At 66.0% G+C, this 21,566-nt stretch carries 24 protein-coding genes; 15 read left to right on the plus strand and 9 right to left on the minus strand.

The features are described from left to right. The first annotated feature begins 41 nt into the window (after nt 1–41). The 10 genes from orn to ACPXYO_RS01495 all read left to right on the plus strand — a co-directional run bounded on the left by orn (nt 42) and on the right by ACPXYO_RS01495 (nt 7,754). Nucleotides 42–644: an oligoribonuclease gene (orn, locus tag ACPXYO_RS01450; protein ID WP_423916077.1), complete on the plus strand. Its 603-nt coding sequence runs from the start codon at nt 42–44 to the stop codon at nt 642–644. 53 nt (nt 645–697) lie between these two features. Further along, entirely contained in the window at nt 698–1,786 is a 1,089-nt protein-coding gene (locus ACPXYO_RS01455; protein WP_423916079.1) for an MBL fold metallo-hydrolase, read from the plus strand. A 169-nt stretch (nt 1,787–1,955) separates the two neighbouring features. Further along, complete coding sequence (locus ACPXYO_RS01460) at nt 1,956–2,201, plus strand: hypothetical protein (RefSeq protein ID WP_423916081.1); 246 nt, start codon at nt 1,956–1,958, stop codon at nt 2,199–2,201. Nucleotides 2,202–2,329: 128 nt separating this feature from the next. Continuing rightward, nucleotides 2,330–2,674 carry a WhiB family transcriptional regulator gene (locus ACPXYO_RS01465; RefSeq protein WP_423916083.1) on the plus strand — a complete coding sequence of 115 codons (345 nt, stop codon included), beginning with the start codon at nt 2,330–2,332 and terminating at the stop codon, nt 2,672–2,674. A gap of 182 nt (nt 2,675–2,856) precedes the next feature. Next, entirely contained in the window at nt 2,857–3,585 is a 729-nt protein-coding gene (locus ACPXYO_RS01470; protein WP_423916084.1) for a TlpA family protein disulfide reductase, read from the plus strand. A 78-nt stretch (nt 3,586–3,663) separates the two neighbouring features. Further along, complete coding sequence (locus tag ACPXYO_RS01475) at nt 3,664–4,581, plus strand: cytochrome c biogenesis CcdA family protein (protein ID WP_423916086.1); 918 nt, start codon at nt 3,664–3,666, stop codon at nt 4,579–4,581. Between the two features lie 6 nt (nt 4,582–4,587). After that, nucleotides 4,588–5,286 carry a poly-gamma-glutamate hydrolase family protein gene (locus ACPXYO_RS01480; RefSeq protein WP_423916087.1) on the plus strand — a complete coding sequence of 233 codons (699 nt, stop codon included), beginning with the start codon at nt 4,588–4,590 and terminating at the stop codon, nt 5,284–5,286. 10 nt (nt 5,287–5,296) lie between these two features. Beyond that, the gene (locus ACPXYO_RS01485; RefSeq protein ID WP_423916089.1) at nt 5,297–5,710 is read left to right on the plus strand and encodes a fluoride efflux transporter FluC; all 414 of its coding nucleotides are present in this window, start codon (nt 5,297–5,299) and stop codon (nt 5,708–5,710) included. Further along, nucleotides 5,707–6,036, plus strand: coding sequence for a CrcB family protein (locus tag ACPXYO_RS01490; protein ID WP_423916091.1), 330 nt, complete (start codon nt 5,707–5,709; stop codon nt 6,034–6,036). Before ACPXYO_RS01485 ends, ACPXYO_RS01490 begins: the two co-directional genes overlap by 4 nt. A gap of 41 nt (nt 6,037–6,077) precedes the next feature. Further along, the gene (locus ACPXYO_RS01495) at nt 6,078–7,754 is read left to right on the plus strand and encodes a hypothetical protein (RefSeq protein ID WP_423916093.1); all 1,677 of its coding nucleotides are present in this window, start codon (nt 6,078–6,080) and stop codon (nt 7,752–7,754) included. Between the two features lie 21 nt (nt 7,755–7,775). Here ACPXYO_RS01495 and serS read toward each other — a convergent pair whose 3' ends face one another. Continuing rightward, the gene (gene serS, locus ACPXYO_RS01500; protein WP_423916095.1) at nt 7,776–9,029 is read right to left on the minus strand and encodes a serine--tRNA ligase; all 1,254 of its coding nucleotides are present in this window, start codon (nt 9,027–9,029) and stop codon (nt 7,776–7,778) included. A gap of 5 nt (nt 9,030–9,034) precedes the next feature. Between serS and ACPXYO_RS01505 the strand changes: the two genes are divergently transcribed. Together ACPXYO_RS01505 and ACPXYO_RS01510 are read left to right on the plus strand one after the other, a co-directional pair. After that, the gene (locus ACPXYO_RS01505; RefSeq protein WP_423916097.1) at nt 9,035–9,268 is read left to right on the plus strand and encodes a hypothetical protein; all 234 of its coding nucleotides are present in this window, start codon (nt 9,035–9,037) and stop codon (nt 9,266–9,268) included. Next, nucleotides 9,265–11,022: a UGSC family (seleno)protein gene (locus ACPXYO_RS01510; protein ID WP_423916098.1), complete on the plus strand. Its 1,758-nt coding sequence runs from the start codon at nt 9,265–9,267 to the stop codon at nt 11,020–11,022. Before ACPXYO_RS01505 ends, ACPXYO_RS01510 begins: the two co-directional genes overlap by 4 nt. A gap of 40 nt (nt 11,023–11,062) precedes the next feature. On the opposite strand, the gene ACPXYO_RS01515 is transcribed toward ACPXYO_RS01510, so the two are convergent. The 8 genes from ACPXYO_RS01515 to ACPXYO_RS01550 all read right to left on the minus strand — a co-directional run bounded on the left by ACPXYO_RS01515 (nt 11,063) and on the right by ACPXYO_RS01550 (nt 19,556). Then, the gene (locus tag ACPXYO_RS01515; RefSeq protein WP_423916100.1) at nt 11,063–11,431 is read right to left on the minus strand and encodes a cytochrome C oxidase subunit IV family protein; all 369 of its coding nucleotides are present in this window, start codon (nt 11,429–11,431) and stop codon (nt 11,063–11,065) included. Between the two features lie 11 nt (nt 11,432–11,442). Further along, nucleotides 11,443–12,111, minus strand: a complete 669-nt coding sequence (locus ACPXYO_RS01520; protein ID WP_423916101.1) for a cytochrome c oxidase subunit 3 — start codon at nt 12,109–12,111, stop codon at nt 11,443–11,445. Further along, complete coding sequence (gene ctaD / locus ACPXYO_RS01525) at nt 12,104–14,056, minus strand: cytochrome c oxidase subunit I (protein WP_423918617.1); 1,953 nt, start codon at nt 14,054–14,056, stop codon at nt 12,104–12,106. The genes ACPXYO_RS01520 and ctaD overlap by 8 nt, the downstream gene beginning before the upstream one ends. A 155-nt stretch (nt 14,057–14,211) precedes the next feature. Next, complete coding sequence (coxB, locus tag ACPXYO_RS01530; protein ID WP_423916103.1) at nt 14,212–15,342, minus strand: cytochrome c oxidase subunit II; 1,131 nt, start codon at nt 15,340–15,342, stop codon at nt 14,212–14,214. Then, nucleotides 15,342–16,130, minus strand: a complete 789-nt coding sequence (locus ACPXYO_RS01535; protein WP_423916105.1) for a hypothetical protein — start codon at nt 16,128–16,130, stop codon at nt 15,342–15,344. Before ACPXYO_RS01535 ends, coxB begins: the two co-directional genes overlap by 1 nt. Nucleotides 16,131–16,136: 6 nt before the next feature. Then, nucleotides 16,137–16,778, minus strand: coding sequence for a cytochrome c oxidase subunit 3 (locus ACPXYO_RS01540; RefSeq protein ID WP_423916107.1), 642 nt, complete (start codon nt 16,776–16,778; stop codon nt 16,137–16,139). Beyond that, entirely contained in the window at nt 16,778–18,454 is a 1,677-nt protein-coding gene (locus ACPXYO_RS01545) for a cbb3-type cytochrome c oxidase subunit I (RefSeq protein WP_423916109.1), read from the minus strand. Before ACPXYO_RS01545 ends, ACPXYO_RS01540 begins: the two co-directional genes overlap by 1 nt. A 202-nt stretch (nt 18,455–18,656) precedes the next feature. Then, on the minus strand, nt 18,657–19,556 hold the full coding sequence (locus ACPXYO_RS01550; RefSeq protein ID WP_423916110.1) for a heme o synthase: 900 nt from the start codon (nt 19,554–19,556) through the stop codon (nt 18,657–18,659). A 36-nt stretch (nt 19,557–19,592) separates the two neighbouring features. Between ACPXYO_RS01550 and ACPXYO_RS01555 the strand changes: the two genes are divergently transcribed. Genes ACPXYO_RS01555 through ACPXYO_RS01565 form a run of 3 tightly spaced genes read left to right on the plus strand, consistent with a single transcriptional unit; the run spans nt 19,593 to nt 21,512 of the window. Then, nucleotides 19,593–20,651 carry a COX15/CtaA family protein gene (locus ACPXYO_RS01555; RefSeq protein WP_423916112.1) on the plus strand — a complete coding sequence of 353 codons (1,059 nt, stop codon included), beginning with the start codon at nt 19,593–19,595 and terminating at the stop codon, nt 20,649–20,651. A 4-nt stretch (nt 20,652–20,655) separates the two neighbouring features. Beyond that, entirely contained in the window at nt 20,656–20,964 is a 309-nt protein-coding gene (clpS, locus tag ACPXYO_RS01560) for an ATP-dependent Clp protease adapter ClpS (protein ID WP_420622169.1), read from the plus strand. A gap of 59 nt (nt 20,965–21,023) precedes the next feature. Then, the gene (locus ACPXYO_RS01565) at nt 21,024–21,512 is read left to right on the plus strand and encodes a DUF2017 family protein (protein ID WP_423916113.1); all 489 of its coding nucleotides are present in this window, start codon (nt 21,024–21,026) and stop codon (nt 21,510–21,512) included. Nucleotides 21,513–21,566: the final 54 nt, after the last annotated feature.

A 21,566-nucleotide genomic window follows, 5' to 3' on the forward strand; every position in this document is an offset into this window, starting at 1 on the left:
CTAGAACGGCCAGCACCCTCCGTCGTGCCTACGATGCAGCCGTGCTGGTCTGGCTGGACCTCGAGATGACCGGGCTGGATCATCGCCGCCATCGCATCGTGGAGATCGCGACGGTCATCACCGATGACTCGCTCGAGGTCGTTGCCACGGGCCCGTCGCTGGTGATCGGAGCATCGCGGGCAGACCTGGAGGCGATGGACCCTGAGGTGCACAAGATGCACACGGCCACTGGGCTGCTCGATGAGATCGGGGCCTCGCAGCTCACCGTGGCCGAAGCACAAGAACGAACGCTCGCATTCGTGACCGAGCACGTTCCCGAGCCCCGCACAGCGCCGCTGTGCGGCAACTCGATCGGGACCGACCGGCGCTTCTTGGACCAGTACATGCCGGCGCTGGAAGAGCACCTGCACTACCGGGTCATCGACGTGTCGTCGGTCAAGGAGCTCGCCAAGCGCTGGCAGCCCGAGGTGGCCGAGGCGTGGGCCGATCTGAGCAGGTCTCGTGCCAGCACCACCAAGCATCGAGCCCTCGACGATGTGCTCGAGAGCATTGACGAGCTTCGCTTCTACCGCGAGCAGTGGCTGAGATCGAACGTGACCGAGCCTGCCGCCGGATCAGTTGCCGGACCTGACACCGGGTCCTGACCCAGAATCGAACGCTCGTTAGAAGGATCAAGTGGCTCGCTAGCCTGCAGCCCGTGTCGCGTCCCACCCGCGAGGAGCAGCTGCCGCCCGACGGAAAGATCACTGAGCTCGCTCCGGACGTGCGCCGGCTGCAGCTGCCCATGACGATGCCGGGCCTCGGGCACGTCAACTGCTACATCCTCGACGACGACCGCGGCGTCGCCCTCGTCGATCCGGGCCTGCCCGGTCCGGCGAGCTGGAAGGCACTGATGGCTGGGCTGGCTAAAGCCGAAGTTCCGCCCGAGAGAGTCCACTCGATCATCGTCACCCACAGCCACCCGGACCACTTCGGAGCAGCGGGGCGCTTCGCTCGCGAGTTCGGCGCGGACCTGGTGACCCATCGACGGTTCCGGCTGTGGTGGGACACGGCCGATGAGGACGAGGAAGCGCTCGAAACGGTGTCGTCCGACGGCGAGAACAACGAACTGGTCGCCGACCCGGTGTACAGCGGGCGCGATACCGGTCCGGGCGGACCCACACCTTGGGGCGGTCAGCGCTACAAGATGCCGCTGCGCGCCAAGGTCGGGTATTTCGCGATGCGCAACGGCTGGGGCGGTCGCTGGTTCGCCACGCCGCATCCCACCCATCGCGTGGAGGACGCCGACCGAATCAAGCTGGCGCGGCGCGAATTCGTGGCGATCCACACGCCCGGGCACACCATCGACCATCTGTGCCTGTTCGATCCTGAGGGTGGGCTGATGATCTGCGGCGACCATGTGCTGCCGACGATCACACCGCACATCTCAGGCATCACGACGGCGCGTGACCCGCTGAAGGACTTCTTCTCCAGCCTCGATCGAGTCGCCACCTTCGACGGCGTCACGATGGGCTTGCCGGCTCACGGCCAGCCCTTCACCGATCTCGTGGGTCGCGTTGGCGACATCAAGCGCCACCACAACGAGCGCCTGGACCTGCTTCGCTCCTCATCTGACCGGCTCGGACGTGCCCCCGTGCAGGACTACATGAAGCAGCTGTTCAAGGAGCGCTCGTGGGGTCCGATGGCCGAGTCAGAGACGTTCGCCCATCTCGAGCACCTCCGCTACATCGGCGAAGTCAACGTTTCCCGCCGGCCCGACAACGTCCTCGAATACGAGTTCAGCTGAGCGCCCGCGCATGGCGAAGCCCCGCTCCGCGCGGGCGACGCTGCGCGACGGGCCGAAAATAACTTGACACGACCCGCAGCGACGTGGTGATCTTGGCGGCGCTGCGGCGTATCGTCGGGTGACCGCAGCTGATCACCTGCCCCGACCATTGGCTCGATTGGATCTCCGGATGTCCGACTTCGGCACCTACAACACGGCGCGTGCCTGTAACGGCCGCGTACGGGTGCCTGCACTCGGCGCGCGCTGCGACCAGCAGCCCGTCATGTGGTGTTACGAGCGCGGCATGCCCATCTGCGGCCGCACTGCGACGGGCCCTATGCCGACGGTGTTCCGGCACGCCGTGCGCGTTTTCGGTACCCACCCGACGGCAACCATCAAGCGCCACCGCCTGCGGCCTTCGGAGTGTCTGATGTAGTCCATTGAGACACCAGAACTCTCCGAACGGCCGCCGGGACAACCCGGGGGCCGTTCTGCGTTCTCGGCGCAAGCGCGAAGACCACCACCGACCACCACACCAAACCGGCATCACAGAGGAGCACACACATGCTGGAACTCATCATCGACAACCCACCGAGCCTCACCAATGAGGCCTGGCGCGCTCGGGGCCGCTGCCGCGACCTCGTGGGAACCCTGACGCCGCTGTTCTTCTCGGAGAACTTCTACGAGATCGCTCGGGCCAAGGCCATCTGCTCGGCCTGCCCAGTAATGAACGAGTGCTTCGAGGCCGCCAAGGCGCGCTACGAGCCATGGGGCGTGTGGGGCGGCGAGCTCTTCGAGAACGGCCGAGTTTGCAGAGACAAACGCCCACGCGGCAGACCGCCCAAACGGCCGCGGCCGCCGCTGATCATCGAGGAGGTGCCACTGCCTCCCGACCTGGTTCGCGCCTGAGTCTTCCCCCGCTCAGGCGCGTCCTCGAGAGGGCCTGTCCCCAGACAGGCCCATCAGACACGGCCTGCCCCGGTGGACTGAGGTTGCCCGAAATGGGCGGCTGGCAGCCACGGGGCGGGTCGTCAGGGCGTTGGCAGCCCTGAAACGGGCGTCACATGAAGCGCAAGTAGCCTCGCCGCTGCATGGATGCACAGCGAGCGGCGCGCTGGCGAACGCAGCTATCAGGTTGGCGCGGTGGGCTGTTCGCCCTGCTTGGCCTGTACGCGCTTGGGGCAACAGTGTTCCTGCTGGCGGGCGGCGGCCAGCCTGCGATGACGTCGTTGGTGGCAATGGAAGCCGAAGTGGGCAGCGGCGGGGTCGACGTCGACTCCGACCCGGCCAGCACCCCCAATTCGACTGTGTCCGCTTCGGCTGTGCCCGCCTCAACGGTTGTGGCCGCGGCTCCCGAACCGCCTCCTCTGTGCAGCGATATCGACCCTTCAGAACACAGTGTCGACTCGAGCCTGGGCGCCGTGCACGCCTTGGCTTTCGTGACGCTCGATGAACGACCGGCCGCCTTCGCTGGCTATGTGGGCTGCCCGCTCATCGTGAACTTCTTCGCATCGTGGTGTGCGCCGTGCGTGACCGAGATGCCCGACTTCGAACGCTTCTGGAATACCCACGGGGCCACGGTTGCGGTGCTGGGCCTTGCGGCGAACGATCGGCTCGAAGACGCCATCGCCACAGTGGCCGAACGCGGCGTGACCTATCCCACCGGGCTCGATGAGGGCGAGCTGTTCATCGACTTCGGCGGGCTGGGCATGCCCACGACGGTCTTTGTGTCGCCCGACGGTGAGATTCTCGAGACTCACAGCGGCCTGCTGACCCTCGACGACATCACCAGCCGTGCCGAAGAGCACTTCGGGCTATGAGGATGCCGTGAGGGGCGCAATGATGAGTCGGATGGCAGAAGTGACACCAGTCGGGTCTCTCCCGCGCAGGGGCGGCTTGTGAACGGCGCACGCCTCACCTTCGCCTTCACGGCCGGCATCGTCGCGACGGTCAACCCGTGCGGCTTCGCGATGCTGCCCGCCTACTTGTCGTTCTTCTTGGGGATCGACCGCCGAGCCTCCGAAGGCAATTCCCGCGCCGGCGTCGGGCGGGCGCTGGCAACCGGCGCCGTCGTCACCACCGGCATCGTCGCAGTGTTCGGCATCGTCGGCATCGCGCTGTCGGCCGGGCTGAGCGCCCTGCGCGACTACGTGCCGTGGGCGGCCATTGTCATCGGCGTGGGGCTCATCGCACTCGGCGTCGCGATACTCGCCGGATTCCGATTGACGGCGTATCTGCCCAAATTCGAGCGCGGCGCCTCCGGTCGGGACGTGCGCTCGCTGTTCCTGTTCGGCGTCAGCTACGCCGTGGCCTCAGTGTCGTGCGGGCTGGCGACGTTCCTGGTCGTGGTCACCGCATCGGCTGGCAACGACGGCTTCGTGGGCGGAATCGTGTCGTTCGTGCTCTATGCGCTGGGCATGGGCATGGTGCTCACTTCGCTGGCAGTCAGCCTGGCGCTGGCTCGCGGCTGGCTGCTCGGCAAGCTGCGCGTGCTGATGCGCCACACCGACAACATCGCCGCGGTGCTGATGATTGCAGCAGGTGCTTTCACGATCTGGTACTGGATCAACGATCTGACTGACCGCAGCGGTGACGGACTGGTGGTGACCGTCGAGCGCTGGAGCAGCAGCCTGAGCAACTGGGTCGCCTCGGTGGGCGGCGTGCGACTGGGCCTTGTCATGAGCATCGTGCTCGCGGTCGGTGGCATGACGATGCTGGTAGCGGGTCGTGGCGACGGCGCTGAGACGGCGACCGCTGACGTTGATGAACTGTCTGGGACGGACCAAGCGGACAGTGCCGCCGAGATGCTGAACTGAGCCACTGTGGCACTGCACCTGACGGACCGCACGCTCCTCGACGCCGAGCGGCCATTTGCCGAACTCCTCGGCCGGTCTGGTGTGACCGAGGTGCTGCAACTGCGCTCGCGCTTCGGCTTCATGGCTTTTCATGGCGGCTGGCTCGAGGAGGTCACCGACGACATCGCCACGGCGGCTGCCGAACGCAGCGGCGCTTCGGTGTATGCCTGCCTTCAAGGCCCCGATGACCAGTGGCACTTGCCCAGCCACTGCTTCGATCCAACCGACTCCCCGGTGCTGCGCCAGTTCCTCGACCATGTCGACGTGGTGGTCGCGGTCCATGGATTCGGCAGCCCCCGCCTACTGCGAGCGGTGCTGCTGGGCGGCCGCAATCGCACGCTGGCGTCCCACGTCGCCGTGCACTTGATCAGGCGGCTGCCGCACTACGAGATCCTTCACCGTCTCGACGACATCCCCCGCTCGCTGGCGGGCCAGCACCCGCGCAACCCCTGCAACCTGCCGCGAAGCGGTGGTGTGCAGATCGAGCTGCCCCCGCGCATCCGCGGCAAGAGCCCGATGTGGACGGGGTTCGGTGGGCCCGGCCGGGTACCCCATCACGAGGCGCTCATCGAAGGTCTGGCGGCTGCGGCTCGCGCATGGACGCCTGAGGAGGATTCGGCAGGCGATAGTCGCGGGCTGGTCCCCGAGCCCTCGATCGCCGGCTGAGAGATCCCCGATGCCGTCGCGCATCGCAGCCACAGTCGCGGTGGCTGGAATCGCCGGCGCTGCCGTCAGGTGGGGCGTCGCCGCACAGATCGACGACAACTGGGCGCTGCTCATTGTCAACGTCGTCGGCTGTGGCATCGTCGGCTGGGCCACCGCTCGCCACGAGCGCATCCGCCTTGACAGGCGTAGCCAGCCTCGCTCCCCCAGCGTCGTCGGGAGCGACGCTGGCCCGTCTCCCTGGCTGACGGCCGGTTTCTGTGGGGCGCTCACCAGCATGTCGGCACTCGCCCTGCAACTCGCCAGGTACCTCGACGACGGCCGCATCGGGACCGCAGGAGCATGGCTGGGCCTGACCATTGCTGCCTGCACTGCAGCTTTCGTGGGGAGCCGCACCGCTGTTCTCGCTTACTGGAGACGAGCATGACGACGGCAGCAGTGATGCTCGGCTTTGGTGTCGCAGCCGCGGTCGGCACTACGCTCCGCTGGCGAGCGAGCACCACACTCGGGCCGGGCGGGACGCTGATCGTCAACGTCGCGGGAGCTTTCGCCTTGGGCCTGCTCGCGAGCACATCTGGCGCCGCCGCAACCATCGTTGGCACCGCGGGTCTCGGCGCCCTGACCACCGTGTCGGGCATCTTCCCCGAGAGCGCCCGCCTCGGCCGGGCCAGCCCCGTGCTCGCGCTCGGCTACGTCTCGCTGACGATCACGGGCGCAACGGCCGCCGCCTACGTCGGCCTCTCCCTCACCTAGCCCAATCAATCAACTGAGGACGCACGCCTAGTCTCGAACGCATGGCCGACAACACGGCCGATGAAGTGTCCGACGTCGCCAGCGAATCGCCGCGGCCGCCGAAGCGGTCGTGGCGCCCGCAAACCATCATCGCCGCGGTCATCGTCGCTGCCGCCGTCATAGGTGCCACCGTGCTGGCTGCAGGCGACGATGCATTCGAGTTGTTCGATTCGTCGCCGAATTCGTGCGGAGTCGAAGCGCCGGCTGGATCCGTCGAGACCGCAACGGCTCCAACAGTGGCTGCAACCCTGTCATCCCCGCCGGTCCTGCAGTGGACGCGAGTCGATCCGCCCATCAAGGAGTTCTACCGAACGCGTACATCCAGCGAGACGGTCGTAGAAGACGACGGCACGGTGAGCATCTTCGCCAGCCTCGACGTTGTCGTGGAGAGCTATGGCCTCGTTCCTGGATTCGCGACGATGCCTGACGGCTCCGTCCTGGTCCGGGCAAACGACAACGGACGCCAACGCTTGCGGGTCACTTCAAACGGCGTCGACTGGGACGAACTGCCCATTCCGTCGCACGTCTACCCCACACTTGTGCGCTCTGCTGACGGCCGCTGGGTTATCGCAGGTCCCAGGATTGATGACGACTTCGACCGCGAGGACCGGTGGGATCTCGACCTCGTCATCACCTCCACCGATGATGGTGCCACTTGGACTGACGTGCCCATCCATCCGCCCGCGCCGTCGCTGTTCTGGGACCGTAACCTCTTCACATCCGATCTCATGGTGTCGCGTCACCGCATCGTGCTGATCACCCGTATTCCATTGGAGATACGCCCCACCGACCCCCGCAGCCAGCAACGCATGGTCGAGATCGAACCCGAGAGTGCCTACCTCGGCTATCGGGGCGGAACGGTGATCGTCGGCGCGATTATCTCGGATTCCGAAGACGACATCACCTTCAGCGAAATCCCGCTCGAAGGGCTTGATTTGACTGAACGAGAGCAGCGGCTGCTGGGCGACAAACATCGGATCCATTTCGACGATGCCCACTACACCCGGATCTACGCCGGCAATGAGAACGGTCTTGAGGTTGCCGCCGAGTTCCCCAACGCATGGGCCAAGGGACTGGCTACCGCGGACGGTTTCATGCTTGCTCTCGATCGCGACGACCCAGATGGCTGGCAATATTCCGCTTCGACTGACGGGCACGAGTGGGGCGAGGTGTACTCGCTCAGCCCGAGACACGGCCCTGCATTCTCTGGCATCGATGCCGACGGCGAGGCGTGGGCCGTGATCTCAGATCCCCCTGTGCGCAACGCTCTGACAACGTTGCGATGCGGCGAGGCGCCTGCTCCTGTGGCGAACCTCGACGAGTTTGTACTCGAATACCCAAGCAACTCCGAGTCTCAGGTCGGACCTGCCGGATTCGTCTTTCTGGCAGAACCCCTCGACGAGTTCCGATCGCGATTCGATCCCGAGCTGGGGGAGCACTTGGAGAACGAGCTAGGCAGGAGCTTCGAAGGCACCGTCAGCTTGGCGCGAAGCACGACTTCTCTGTGGGTGGGTTGGTCCCGCGATGGTGTCGATTGGAGCTGGCAGGACACCGAAGATGTGTTCGGAGTCGATGTCTTGGCGTCGAGCATCGCACTCGCGCCGGGCTCCGATTTCTTCATCGCCTCAGTGCAGCCACGTGATGAGGATCCCATCTGGTTCGTCGCTGAGGTCCCCTGAGGGTTGCGGCTGGCTGGAGGCTCAGGCTGGCGCACCGATCTCGGTGAAATTGAGCCAGGGGTGGAGCACTTCGGGCACGGCAATGGAGCCGTCGGGGCGCTGGTGATTCTCCATGATGAACACGAGGGTGCGGCCGATGGCGCAGGCCGTGCCGTTGAGCGTGTGGATCAGGCCAGTGCCGTCGTCATCGATCCAGCGGGTGCCAAGGCGACGAGCCGAGTAGTCGGTGTAGTTCGAGCACGACGTGACCTCGCGGTACGCCCGCTCCGATGGCAACCAGACCTCGAGGTCGTACTTCTTGGCCGCTGCTGCACCCAGATCGCCGGCCGCCACGTTGATGACCCGGTAGGGCAAATCGAGCGAACCGACAATCTCCTCCTGGATGGTGCGCAAGGCCTCCAGCTCGTCCCAGCTCGTGTCCGGATCGCAGAACGAGAACATCTCGACCTTGTCGAACTGGTGCACCCGGAAGATGCCGCGGGTGTCCTTGCCGTAGGTGCCGGCCTCGCGGCGGAAGCATGACGAGAACCCGGCATAGCGCAGCGGCAGCTCAGCCCGGCCCAGGCGCTCGCCCCGGTGCAGGCCAGCCAACGCAACCTCAGATGTCCCGATGAGAAACAGATCATCGCCGGCGATCTCGTACACCTGGTGACGGTCTGCGGGGAAGAACCCGGCCTCGACCATCATCTCCTCGCGCACGAGCACCGGCGGCGCGACCGGGACGAAGCCGTCTCGCTCCAGCAAGTCCATCGTCCACTGCACGAGGGCGAACTCCAACCGCACTGCGGCACCCTTGAGGTAGGCGAACCGCGAGCCGCTGTTGCGGGCCCCGCTCTCCGAGTCGACGAGGCCGGTCAGTGCTCCGATCTCGGCGTGATCGTGGGCAGGCGGCTCGCCGCACTCCCCCACCTCGTGCACCGTCTCGAAATCCTCCTCACCACCCGACGGCACGTCGGCCGCCGCAGGGTTCGGAGCCTGCAGCGCCAATTCGGTGCGCCGCTCCGCGGCTACGCGCTCTTCGGTCTCAAGGCGCTCCACCTCTTCCTTGAAGCGTCCCGCCTCGGCGATCTTGGCCGGGCGATCGTCGGGTGCCGCACGGCCGATCTCGCGCGAGGCGGCGTTCTGGGCGGCACGCGCCTGCTCGGCCTGATGGGTCACCGACCGCCATGTCTCGTCTGCCGCGAGCACTTCGTCGATGAGACTGGGCTCGGTGCCCTTGCGAATCGCGCCGTCGCGATACGCAGCGTCGTCACGGAGCCGCCGAAGATCGATCACGCCGGGTGAAGCTACCCAGGGACGCAAGACCCCACGACATCGACAGCCGATCGTCCATTTTCGAGGATCAGTTCGCAGTGCTGGCCGACCACGCCACGGGACGGCCCACCGAGCGCGACCTGTCGCTGCGGATGCTCCGGCACCACGCGTCCTCTGTGCTTCACCACCAGTATCACGGGCTGGATATCGTGACCCTCCACGTCGATGCGCCCGCATCTGTGAGTCCCGAGGTGCCATGACCACTGAACCCGCCTACGACGTCGTCTGGCCTGGATCCCGTTCGGGAATCGAACACCGGGAACTGGCGCCGCGGCTCGACACGCTGGCCGGCAAGCGAATCGGGTTCCTGTGGGACTACCTGTTCCGGGGCGACGAGCTGTTCCCGATCCTCGAGCGCGAACTCGCCAACCGGTTCGAGAACGTGGAGTTCATCGGCTACGACACGTTCGGCAACACCCACGGCCCCGATGAAGCCGAAGTGATCGACCGCCTGCCCGATTCGCTGCGTTCACGAGCCGTGGACGCGGTGGTGTCGGGCATGGGCTGCTGAGGCAGCTGCACGCCCGCCGTGGCGCGGGCAGCAGTGGTGGCCGAGACCGCCGGAGTGCCGTCGGTCTCGGTCGTGTGCGAGAGCTTCGACGGCCAGGCCATCGCCACCGCACGAGGACACGGCTTCGATGGACTGCCAGTGGCTCTCACCGTAGGGCATGTCGATGCCCAGTCCGCCGCCGAGATGGCGGCCAACTTCGTTTCTCACACCGTCGACGCAGTCATCGAGGGCCTCACCGGCGAGTCGGCGGTCAGCAACGGCACGAACGGCGCTGCCTCCCGCATCGATCCGCTCCCTTACGACCCAGCGCCTGACGACCCAGCTCCCTACGACCCAGTGGCCAGCGGATCCATCGACGAGATCAACGATGTCTTTGCCAGCCGAGGCTGGTCCGACGGCCTGCCGATCGTGCCGCCGACACGCGACCGTGTCGAGGCATTCCTGGCCGGCTCTGGCCTCGATCCGCAGCAGTCGCTGGGTCTCGCTCGCACGACCGGCCGTGACATGACCGTGTGGTCGGTGACGACCAACGCCGTCATGGCGGGCTGCGAAGCGCGGCACCTTCCGGTGCTGCTCGCCGCGGCCCGCATCCTGGCCGACCCGCACTACGGCGCCGAGCACTCCGGCAACACCACCGGCGCCGATGCCCTGATGATCCTCGACGGGCCGCGGGCGGCAGAACTCGGCTTCAACTCCGGCGTCGGGGCGCTGCGCGACGGCGTGCGCTCCAACACCAGCGTCGGACGGTGGCTGCGGCTGTACCAGCGCAACGTCTTCGGCTTCACCGCCACCGAACACGACAAGTCCACGTTCGGGAACACATTCCGCGTCGTGCTGTGCGAGGACGCCGCGACGCTGGCGGACATCGGCTGGGAACCCGTCAGCTCCGAGTTCGGCTTTGGCCCCGACGACGACGTGCTGACCATGGCCCGCTTCAACAGCGGCGCGATCGTCGGCAGTGTGTTCGGCTCGACACCGGACGAGATCGTGCCCTACCTGAGCGACGGACTGGCTCGCATCACCGGCTGGGATCTCGGCCACCTGTACGGCCTTGGCCACCTGCACTACCGGCCGTTGCTGGTGCTGTCGCCGATCCTGGCACGCACCTGCGCTGCGGCAGGGTGGACGAAGGCGCGCTTGGCGGAGGCCTTGTTCGAACACGCGCGCATCCCGGCGTGGCGCTTCGAGAAGCTCATCGGCGAATGGACGAACCTGACGGCGGGTCGTCCCCGGCTCACCGATGTCGTCGCCGCCGGCAAGCTGCCGCAGCAGTTCGCAACCTCCAACGATCCAGACCGACTGGTGCCGATCGTGTCCGAGCCGTCGAAGTTCGTGATTGCCGTGGCGGGCGATGCGAACCGCACGAACGCGTACGTGTTCAGCCACGACGGGCCCCATGGCGACTACACCGCTTCGGCGATAGAGCGGCTCAACCGCGTCTGAAGAGGCGGCTGTACTCGGGAACCGCGTCGATGGACGACGATCAGCAGTTCAGGTTGGGGCTGAGGTCGCAGCCCGCTGGGTCGGTCCAGAACACCATCGAGGTGCCCAACGCCGCGTAGACGGCGACGGCGAGCACCAAGCCACCCACGAACAGCCACGTGAAGAGCTTGTTGTCGAACCGCAGGTGCATGAAATAAGCGACGACAATCAGGAATTTCACCACCATCAGGATGAGCAGCGCCGGAACCTCCACCGGACCGAAGTCCACGAAGTACGTCATCACCTCCGCTGCTGTCAGCGCACCCAGCAGCAGGGCGACCTTGATGTAGCCGAAGTCGCTCAGGCCGTGTTCGTGGTCGCCGTGGTCGTCGTGAACCTCTTCGGGGGCGGTTTCGGTGGCGGTGCTCATCGCTGCACTCCCTACGGGATCAAGTAGACGACCGCGAAGATCACGATCCACACGATGTCGACGAAGTGCCAGTACAGGCCGATGATCTCGACGGTTTCCGCCCGTTCAGGCCCGAGAATTCCACGGTTCACCAGCATCCACAGCGTGACGAGCATGACGATGCCCAGCGACACGTGTACGCCGTGGAAACCGGTCAGCGTGTAGAAGGCCGACGACGAGATGCTGACCGTGTACCCGAGTCCCTCCCGGTAGAAGCTCGTGAACTCGTACACCTGCCCGGCGATGAACACCGCGCCCAGCGCGGCAGTGCTCAGCAACCACAGCTTGCAGCGTTCCATTTCGCGACGGGTAATCGACGACACCGCCAGCACCATCGTGAGCGAGCTCATCAGCAGCACAAACGAACTCACCGATGTGAACGGGATGTCGAACAGATCAGCCGCCGCCAACGGCTCCTCGCCCGATGGCGGCTTGCGGTTGCGCAGCAGCAGGTACGTCGAGATCAGCGCGCCGAAGAGCAGACAATCTGAGCCCAGGAAGGCCCACATCGTCATCTTCTCGTTGGACAGGCTCGTGGTGGGCGGCACCATCTCGTAGTCGTCCCACGAGGTGCGCGGGTACGCGAATTGCGGCTCGTCCGGATCGACTGGTTCGACGGCGGCTTCAGCGGTCTCAGTCACCGGTGGCCTCCCCATTCGGCGTGCTGGCCGCCAGCACGCCATTCCCGTCAGCGTGGCCGTTGGGGCCGCCGTCATGATCGTCGTCGTGACCGTCATGGCCGTGGTCGTCGTGGCCGTGGCCATGCCCCGCGTCGGGATCGGTGGGCGGCTCGAGAGTCCAGCCGAACATCGAGCCGACCAGCAGCAGCAGGCCGATGCCGGTGATCCACAAGTTGTAGATGAGCCCGAACCCGATGAGCGGCAGGCCCATGGCCAGCACGATGGGCCAGTACGACGGCGACGGCAGGTGCGGGTGCTGGTCGCCAAGCTGGGCGATGTCGTTGCCATAGGCGACCCGGCGCAACTTGCCGTTCTCGTCGTGTTGGTACTTCTTGTGCCAGAAGTCGTCGACGTCGGTCACCACGGGCACGTAGTCGAAGTTGTGCTCGGGTGCCGGCGAAGGAATCGCCCATTCGAGCGTGCGGCCGTCCCACGGGTCGGCCTCGGCCTTCGGCTCGAGGCCCCGGCGGAAGCGGCCCCACGTCCCGAAGATGTTGACGGCGAAGATCACCATGGAAATGAAGATGATGAAGTAGCCGATCGTGGCGACCTTGTTCCAGAATTCGAATCCGTCGAATTCCCCGTAGACGCTGTGGCGCCGAGCCATGCCCTGCAAGCCCACGATGTGCATCGGCCCGAACGTGAGGTTAAAGCCCAGCAGCACCAGCCAGAAGTGCCAGCGTCCGAGCCGCTCATTCAGGTGGAAGCCGAATGCCTTGGGCCACCAGTAGTACATGCCGGCGAACAGGCCCATGAGCGCGCCGCCGAAGAGCACGTAGTGGAAGTGCGCCACGATGAAGTACGTGTCGGTCTGCTGGGTGTCGGCGGGCGCAATGGCGTGCATGACGCCGGACAGGCCGCCGATGGTGAACATCGAGACCAGCGATACCGAGAACATCATCGGCACCGTGAAGCGGACCTTCCCACCCCACATGGTTGCGATCCAGTTCAGGATCTTCACGCCGGTGGGCACAGCGATGAACATGGTCGTCGCTGAGAACGCCGCTACCGACACCGGCCCCATGCCGGAGGTGAACATGTGGTGCGCCCACACGCCCCAGCCCATGAAGCCGATGGCGGCACCCGACAACACCACGATCGGATAGCCGAACAGCGGCTTGCGGCTGAACACCGGCAGCGTCTCAGACACGATGCCGAACGACGGCAGGACGAGGATGTACACCTCGGGATGGCCGAATATCCAGAACAGGTGCTGCCACAGCAGCGGATCGGCGCCCGCGGTCACGTCGAAGAAGTTCGAATCGAAGGTGCGGTCGAAGGTCAGCAGCACGAGTGCCACAGTGATGACCGGCAGTGCGAAGACCAGCAGGAACTGCACCACCAGGATCATCCAGGTGAACACCGGCATGCGCAGCAGCGACATGCCCGGGCAGCGCATGTTGAGGATGGTCACGAGCAGGTTGAGCGCGCCCAGCAGCGAGGCGATGCCGACGATCTGCAAGCCGATCGCGTAGAAGTCCATGCCGTTGCCGGGGCTGAACGCCAGCCCGGTATTGGGTGCGTAGGCAAACCAGCCGCCGTCAGCGCCACCGCCGAGGAACCAGCTGAGATTCAAGAAAATTCCGCCGAAGGCGAAAATCCACAATCCGAGGGCATTCATCCGGGGGAAGGCCACGTCTCGGGCGCCGATCTGCAGCGGCACCAGATAGTTCGCGAACGCGTTCGCGAGCGGCATGATCACCAGGAAGACCATGGTGACGCCGTGCATGGTGAAGAGCTGGTTGTAGGAGTCGGCGCTCAACACCCCGGCGTCCGGCCCCCACAGCTGCAGGCGGACGAGCCCGGCCTCGATGCCACCCACGAGGAACCAGAACATGGCGGCAGCGCCGTACATGATTCCGATCTTCTTGTGGTCCACCGTGAACAGCCACGAGCGCCAGCCCATCGCTTGAGTGGGGCGTGCAAAGACGCCGGTGCGTGGCGAGTCGTCGGTGACGTGGGGGGCATCGCCGGCTACCTCGAGCTCGGTGCCGAATGCTTCGCCTTCTGGGCGATCGGTGATGATTGCCATCGGGTCGTCCCCCTAAGTCCGGGCCGTGCTCATTGGGGCAGCACGGGCGGGCTGCCGAGGGTCTTCAGGTACGCCATGAGGTTGTCGAGGTCCTGATCGGTCAGCACTTCGGAGAAGTCCAGCATGCCCTGCTGGTTGTCCGCGCGGGCCGGCTTCATGTTCGGCGCATTGCGCACCCACTCACGAAGCTTGGCGATGTTGAGGCTGCCGTCGGGCAGGTACGTGTCGTACAGCGCCCCGGCGAACGCCGTGCGGCCCATCAGGTTGGTGAGGTTCGGCGCGAGGCCTGAGAGGAGGTTCGCGTTGCCGGCGGCGGCGCTCTCGTACGCACCGTCGACGACGTGGCAGCTGATGCAGTGGGTCTCGAACAGCGTCGCTCCGGCGGCTTCGGGCGTCCCCTCAGCGGGTGCGACGTCTCGGGCCTGTGTCTGTCCGTCGTACTGCTGCTGCACCCAGCGATCGAAATCGTCGGGGTCGAGCGCAATGGCCCGCATCTGCATGTTGGCGTGGCTCAGGCCGCAGAACTCCACGCACTCTCCGTAGAAGATGCCCGGCTCGTTGGAGCTGATCCGCCAATCGTGCACACGCCCGGGCACAGCGTCTTTCTTGCCGTTCAGCCGGGGGATCCAGAACGAGTGGATGACGTCGTTGGAATGGATTTCGAGGTTGATCTCTTCGCCGGTGGGGATGACCAGATCGTTCGCAGTGACGATGTCGTACTGGCCGTTCTCGTCGATGTCGTAGCTGAACTGCCACCACCACTGCTGGCCCTCAACCTTGATCGTGATTCCGTCACCTTCTTTGGCGAGCGCGAACACCGTCGGCAAGGTGATCACGGTCAGGAAGATCAGCAAGATCGTCGGGATGATCGTCCACGTAAGTTCGGCTTTGCGGTTGCCGTGGATCTGCGGGGGCAGGTCGTCGGGGTCGTCGGTGGGCTTGGCCCGGAACTTCACGATGATCGTGGCAACCGCAGCCGCCACGAAGATGCCGACACCGACTGCCATCCAGCCCGACAGGCGCATGAGGCCGTCGATTTTCTGCGCGTTCTCCCCGACCGGTTTGGTGGCATCGAGGCGACCGGTGGCACAGCCTGCTGCAATCAACCCCAGCAGGGCCAACGCGACCAGGCGCCAGCGTCGAGCGAAACCGGTGCCCATCACTCGTGTCCCCCGCCGGTTTCGCCAGACTCGTCCGATTCGCCTGAGCCCTCCTCGCCAGGTTCGCCGTGATCGCCAGCGATCTCGGCGCCGCCCTCCGGGTGAAACTCGCGCTCACCCCTCACCCCAAAAGCGATGCCCGCCACGATGAGTGCAACGCCACCCAGTACCAGCGTCGAGGCCATCACCGAACGCCTGATCTGGGGCTTGGCGTACACCACGAACGCGAACGCCAGGATCATCGCTGCAATCACGATTGCCGCCAAGCTCGCCTTGGTCTTGCTCACCGACAGGAAGATCCGGGAGGCCAGCACCACCGGCACACCGATGCCCAGCACGCCATAGAGCGAGATCTCGAAGGGCCGCAGCAACCGGGCCCGCTCGACCGCATTCGATGCTGCGTCAGTGGAGAGGTGCTCGGCCCACGCGCTCATCGTCCACTCGACAGCGGAAATGAGCAGCAGCGCCACGCCTGCAATGGTCAGCAGGGAGCCCGTCACCAAGCCGACCATGAGCACGCCCATGCCCACCGCCGCCATGATCGGCCAGTAGGCCGGTGTCGGTCGGTAGTCGTGCGAATGCTCCCGGTCGGGCGAGTCGCCGTCGCCCACCGTCAGTGCCAGGGCGAACAGCAGCGCAAATGCCGCAGCAGCGACACCCAGCACGATGGTGGCGTACATGACCACATGGCCCGTGTCGTCCATACCGGTGAGCACGCCGACAACCACCGCGGCTGCGGCGGCCAGCGCGATGCGACCGGCGAAGTACCTGCTGGCGATGCCGACCATCGATCCCTACTTCACCACGTACACGACGTACCAGGTGGCTGCCCACGCAAGCACGGCGAAGTCCCAGAAGAAGACCGCTGAGCCCAGCGGCGTCGAACGGTCGCGGCCGACGCCGCCGCCGAGCGACCGGAGCGTCATGAGGCCGAGGTAGAACATTCCGACGATCAGGATCGCCAGTGAAAGCCCAGTCACCGCGAACGCGAGATTGGCCCACTCGCCCGAACCGAGCTCTACCTCCATGCGGTTCAGGCTGAACATCACCATGTTGAAGAAGGCGAAGCCCATCACCAGCGTGATGGCCATGCCCACCCAGGTATGACCGCGTTCGCCGCGGCCGCTTGCCCACACGGCCCAGTGCGCAGTCACCACCGAGACGAGCAGCGTGATGAGGGCATAGACGAGCTGCGGACTCGGTACAGCGTGGCCGGCCAGCCATTCGTGGCCCGGGTCCATGCCCGAGGCGTGCCGGCGGGCCATGTAGTGGCCCAGCGCTCCGGCGACTGCCATGGCCCCGGCTGCAATCGCAAAGCCCGTGCCGACCAGCTGGCTACGCGGGCGCGGCGGCGGGCCTGGAACGACGTAGCGGCCTGGTTGGGGGACATCGACGGTGCTGGCCGTGGTGGCTGGGCTGGCGACAGACGCTGGCATCAGGCTGGCACCTCGGTCGCTTCCCGCTCGGTTGCGGCAACGCTGCCGTTGAGCTCAGCGTCCAGCAGCGGTGTTCCAGAGGTGAGCTCGGGCAGGGAATCGGCGGGACCGAGCGGGGGTGGCGAGTCGAGCAGCCACTCGGGTGTGAGACCGCCCCATGGGTCTGCTTCGGCCTCGGCGCCTTTGCCCATGGCCACTGAGACCAAGAGGTTCAGCACCACGAGCGCCAGGCCGGCCAGCACGATCAGCACACCGACCGCGCCGAGCGCCGAGAGGCCCTCCGCGCCGGAGGTGTCGACGAGGTGGGCATAGTCAGTGGTCTCGTTCGGCGCGTGATACACAAACTGCGGCTGCTCGGTGAAGGCGCCCGACAGCGTCGGACCGAGCCACGCCAGGAAGGCGCCACCTCCGATCGCCGCGAAGCTGGCCCAGCCAGCGAGTTCAGACAAGCGCCGGCCCCAGATCTTGGGCGCCCACCAGTGCAGCGCAGCCAGCGCGCCGAGCAGTCCTGCCCCGTAGATGAGCAGGCTCTGCTGGCCCGTGATCCAAGTTGTAGAGCGCAGTGGGGCATTCCCGTCAATGCCTCGGCCAGCGATTTGCAGCCAATCCACAGCCGCACCGATCAGTCCGATGAGCGCGGCGACCGCCACGAGATTGCCGGCGACGAATGCAGCCAGCACAGCCGTGTTGGGGCGCGGCCACTTGCGGCTCTGCCACACGGTGAAGCCCAGCAGTGCTAGCAACCCAGAGACACCCGCCAGCGCACCGGCGTACAGGCCGACCAGCACGATGCCTTCGAGGCCATCGACGATGTCGGCGCCCTCGTTGGTGATGCCGAAGTTGGCCCAGGCGCCGAATCCGAAGAGCCCGACGAGGCCCATCGTGAAGTAGAGCGCCAGCGGTTCGAAGACCCAGCGCCGGGCTGCGGCGAGCATGATCTCGGCGGCCACGCCCAGAACCGGCACGACGTAGATGAACAACTGCGGCGTCCGGTACATCCAGTCGATACGGGACCAGATGCCGTAGTTGCCTTCGAGGAACACGCGGCCGTAGCGGTGGTCGATGTAGAGAATGACGATCTGGCCGAGCACCACGCCGAGGCTGACCACCAGCATCGACGCCGTTACGAGCGCCGACCACGCGAATGGGGGCGTGCGGTCCATGTACATGCCCGGGGCACGCATGGTGAGCGTGGTGACGGCAACGCAAATGGCGCCGGTGAGCAGCGACATCACGAGCCCGGCAACCGCCAGCAAGTGCAGGTCGACGCCGTCGTCCCAGCCCCCACCGGGCCCGCCGTTGGCGATGTACGCGCCAACGAGGATGCCGAACGAGACCAGCCAGCCCCAGAACGACAGAGCTGCTGCCCGGCCGAATGCCACGTTGGGGGCACCCACCTGCAGCGGGACCACATACATCGCAATGCCCAGGAACAGCGGGATGAGCATGCCGAACACCAAAGCGTCCCGCGTGAACGTGAACGCCTGCACGAAGGTGTCGGAATTCAGAACGGTGTGGCCGTTTGCTGAGGCCAGATCGAAGCGCACCAGCAGGTCGGTGACCGCACCAGCCAGAGCGAACAGCAGGGAACAGGCGATGAACAGGCGACCGATGCGCTTGTGGTCGGTGGTATTGAGCCAGCCGAACGCCGTTGGGTCTTCTGCCTGTGAAGCCACGGCAGATCCTTCCGAATGCTCAGCTTCGGTAGTGGCGTCGGTCATGCGGCGAAGTGATTCCCGGACTCGGCTGGCAGCGCCGCTTTGGGGCGACACCAACGGGGCACTCTAGCGACCCGCGGGCTCCTCAACCAGATTGTCTGCGACCAAATCGCGGCGGTCTTCCGCACTGGCTGAACGCCGGTGCCCCACCACAACCCCGTCACCAGCCGAACCGCACAATCACGTCGGCTGCCATCGCCACGAACAGCAGGCCGAGGTATGCGATGGAGCTGTGGAAGACGCGCATTGCGGTACCAGGGTTCAGAGAGCGCCAGAGCGCCAGCAGTTGCCACCCGAATGCTGCACCCCCAGACACCGCTGCCACCAAGTACAGCGCTCCTGTTTCGGCGGCCACGGCGAACCACAGCGACAGCGCGATCACCGCGACCGTGTGCAGCGTCATCTGCACCAGCACCGAGCGCTCGCTCGCTACCGACGGCAGCATCGGCACGTCGGCAGCGCCGTAGTCGTCGGCATAGCGAATTGCCAGCGCCCAGAAGTGCGGCGGCGTCCAGAAGAAGACGATAGCGAAAGCGATCCAGGCCTCAAGCGACAGCGAGCCCGTCACGGCCGCCCAGCCGACGAGCACCGGCGCCGCGCCCGCCGCCCCGCCGATGACGATGTTCTGGGCGGACGTCCGCTTCAGCCACAGCGTGTACACGAACACGTAGAACAGGCAGGCCGCCAGCGCCAGCAGCGCTGCCAGCAGATTGGCGCCCCACCACAGAATCCCGAAGGCCAACACCTCGAGCACCACGCCGTAGATCAGGGCCGCGCGGGGCGTCACGGTGCCGACGACCAGCGGTCGATGCGCCGTCCGAGCCATCGTGGCATCGATGTCGCGATCGATGTACATGTTGAAGGTGTTGGCACCTGCCGCGGACAGCGTGCCGCCGACGACGGTGAGCACCACAAGCGCCAGGCTGGGCACGCCACCTTCGGCGACAAACATCGGCGGCACCGTTGTCACCAGCAGCAGCTCGATGATGCGCGGCTTCGTGAGCGCGACATACCCCCGCAATGTTGATCCAAACAGTGTTGGGCGCAGCGTCGCCAGCATTGCTGTGAGCGTACGTGTCGCCTCTAGCGTTTCGGCGTGAGCTTGCTGCGTCAGGCGCGTGTCGGGGAGGGCAGGCTGGACCTGATGCGCCTGCGGGGGCGCAGGCCGTATGTAACGCCGAGGCGGTTCGCACTGGTAGCCCGTTGGGCGCTCTGGGCGCTCGTGGCAATTGTGATTACCGGCGCGCTGGTGCGACTCACTGGCAGCGGGCTGGGGTGCAGCGATTGGCCGAACTGCGAGCCCGGCGAGTTCGTGCCGGCTGCGGACTTCCACGGCTGGGTGGAGTTCGGCAACCGCATCGTGACCGGTTTGGTGTCGGTGGCGGTTGTCTTGGCCGTCGGCGCGTCGTTGTGGCGGGATCCCCGGCGGGCTGACCTGATGTGGTGGTCGCTTGCGCTGGTTGTGGGCGTCGCATTTCAGATCGGCCTCGGTGCGGTCACCGTGCTGACGCACCTGTCGCCGCCGATCGTCATGTCGCATTTCTTGGCATCGCAGGTGCTGGTGGCGGCAGCGGTCGTGCTGCAACACCGGGCAGGCATCGAGCCGCGGGCTGGCGGGAACACGAGCGCTGCGCTTGGGACGCCGATCCGGGCGCACGCCTGGCTCGCGGCGGCGTTGACCGCGGCAGCGCTGTGGACCGGGACGGTGGTGACCGGCACGGGCCCCCACGGCGGTGACGAGCACGTCGAGCGATTGCAGTTCGCGCTGCCGTCGGTAGCGCGCATCCACGGCATCACTGTGGTGATCCTGGCTGTCGTCACCTTGGTGCTCGGCGCTCGCGTGCGGCGCGTGGCCATCGCGCATCGCGGTAGTGCGTTCGGTACATGTGCGTCGCAACTGGGGCGGAGGGTGCGCACGGTGATCGGTGTCATGGCCGTACAGGCCGCCATCGGCTATGTGCAGTACTTCACCGAACTGCCAGTGCTGCTCGTTGCGCTGCATGTCGCTGGCGCCACACTGGCAACCATCGCCATGACCCGCTTGGTGCTGGCAACCGGGATCCATTCAACACAGCCTGCGGCCACGCAAACCCTCTCAGCGCAGCCGCCGGTCGACGAATCGGTTGGCATCGCGTCCCGCGGCTTCGCAAAATGATGCCGTGAGCCCGCCTGCACCGGCCGTCGCCGACCCTGAGGTCATCCGCGATCCGACGACCGAGGACGAACACAGCACCGATGTGCCATGGGTGGTTCTGGTCTGGAACGACCCGATCAACCTGATGAGCTACGTCGTGTATGTGTTCCAGAAGCTGTTCGGGTACAGCGAGGCCAAGGCGACCGAGCTGATGCTGGACGTGCACAACAAGGGTCGTGCGGCGGTGGCCTGGGGGACGCGCGAGAAGGCCGAGCTCGATGTCTTTCGCCTGCACGAGTACGGCCTGTGGGCCACCATGCAGAAGGACACCTGAGCGGTGTCCGCTGCACGCTGCTGTCGGCCGACTGTCGGTGGCTCGACAAAGGTGGCCTCGTGACCGGGACGCGCTTCGGAGCTCGAGGATCCATGGTGAGCGTGCATCTCGCCGATTGGGAGCGGCGACTCCTTGCCGAGATGGTGGGAGAGCTGCGCAGAAACTTGCTGGATCACACGCCAGCACGCGACGGCGGGGACGGCTTGGATCCCTCGCTCCGGCGCCTGTTCCCGCCGGCTTACCTGAGTGATCCCGATCGCGACACCGACTACCAGCGCCTCATGCGCGACGAACTGCTGGCCGAGCGGCTCGATCACCTCGATCTGCTTGATGGCACGCTCAAAGCTGATCACCTCGACGACTCTCAGGTGACCGCCTGGATCCAGGGTCTGAATGAGCTGCGCCTGGTCCTCGGCACCCAGCTCAACATCTCCGAGCAAGATGACTCGACTGATGTCGACCCGCACGATCCCGGCCAGCGGCCGCGCCTGCGGTACCACTACCTCGGGGGCCTGCTCGCCGAACTCATTGACGCCGCGCACCGCTGATCCCGGCACTGTCATTGCCGTGTCGTCGCAGCGTCGTCGCGGCGGCGTCGCAGT

It is taken from the genome of Candidatus Poriferisodalis sp., assembly GCF_965237655.1.
Classification (GTDB): Bacteria; Actinomycetota; Acidimicrobiia; order Acidimicrobiales; family Poriferisodalaceae; genus Poriferisodalis.

Coding starts and splice junctions, on each gene's coding strand:
- ACPXYO_RS01540 (WP_423916107.1), bottom strand. CDS start 16,778: ATGCCAGCGTCTGTCGCCAGCCCAGCCACCACGGCCAGCACCGTCGAT.
- ACPXYO_RS01485 (WP_423916089.1), top strand. CDS start 5,297: ATGCCGTCGCGCATCGCAGCCACAGTCGCGGTGGCTGGAATCGCCGGC.
- ACPXYO_RS01495 (WP_423916093.1), top strand. CDS start 6,078: ATGGCCGACAACACGGCCGATGAAGTGTCCGACGTCGCCAGCGAATCG.
- ACPXYO_RS01515 (WP_423916100.1), bottom strand. CDS start 11,431: ATGAGCACCGCCACCGAAACCGCCCCCGAAGAGGTTCACGACGACCAC.
- ACPXYO_RS01460 (WP_423916081.1), top strand. CDS start 1,956: ATGTCCGACTTCGGCACCTACAACACGGCGCGTGCCTGTAACGGCCGC.
- ACPXYO_RS01465 (WP_423916083.1), top strand. CDS start 2,330: ATGCTGGAACTCATCATCGACAACCCACCGAGCCTCACCAATGAGGCC.
- coxB (WP_423916103.1), bottom strand. CDS start 15,342: ATGGGCACCGGTTTCGCTCGACGCTGGCGCCTGGTCGCGTTGGCCCTG.
- ACPXYO_RS01490 (WP_423916091.1), top strand. CDS start 5,707: ATGACGACGGCAGCAGTGATGCTCGGCTTTGGTGTCGCAGCCGCGGTC.
- ACPXYO_RS01550 (WP_423916110.1), bottom strand. CDS start 19,556: ATGCTGGCGACGCTGCGCCCAACACTGTTTGGATCAACATTGCGGGGG.
- ACPXYO_RS01470 (WP_423916084.1), top strand. CDS start 2,857: ATGGATGCACAGCGAGCGGCGCGCTGGCGAACGCAGCTATCAGGTTGG.
- ACPXYO_RS01535 (WP_423916105.1), bottom strand. CDS start 16,130: ATGGTCGGCATCGCCAGCAGGTACTTCGCCGGTCGCATCGCGCTGGCC.
- ctaD (WP_423918617.1), bottom strand. CDS start 14,056: ATGGGCTGGCGCTCGTGGCTGTTCACGGTGGACCACAAGAAGATCGGA.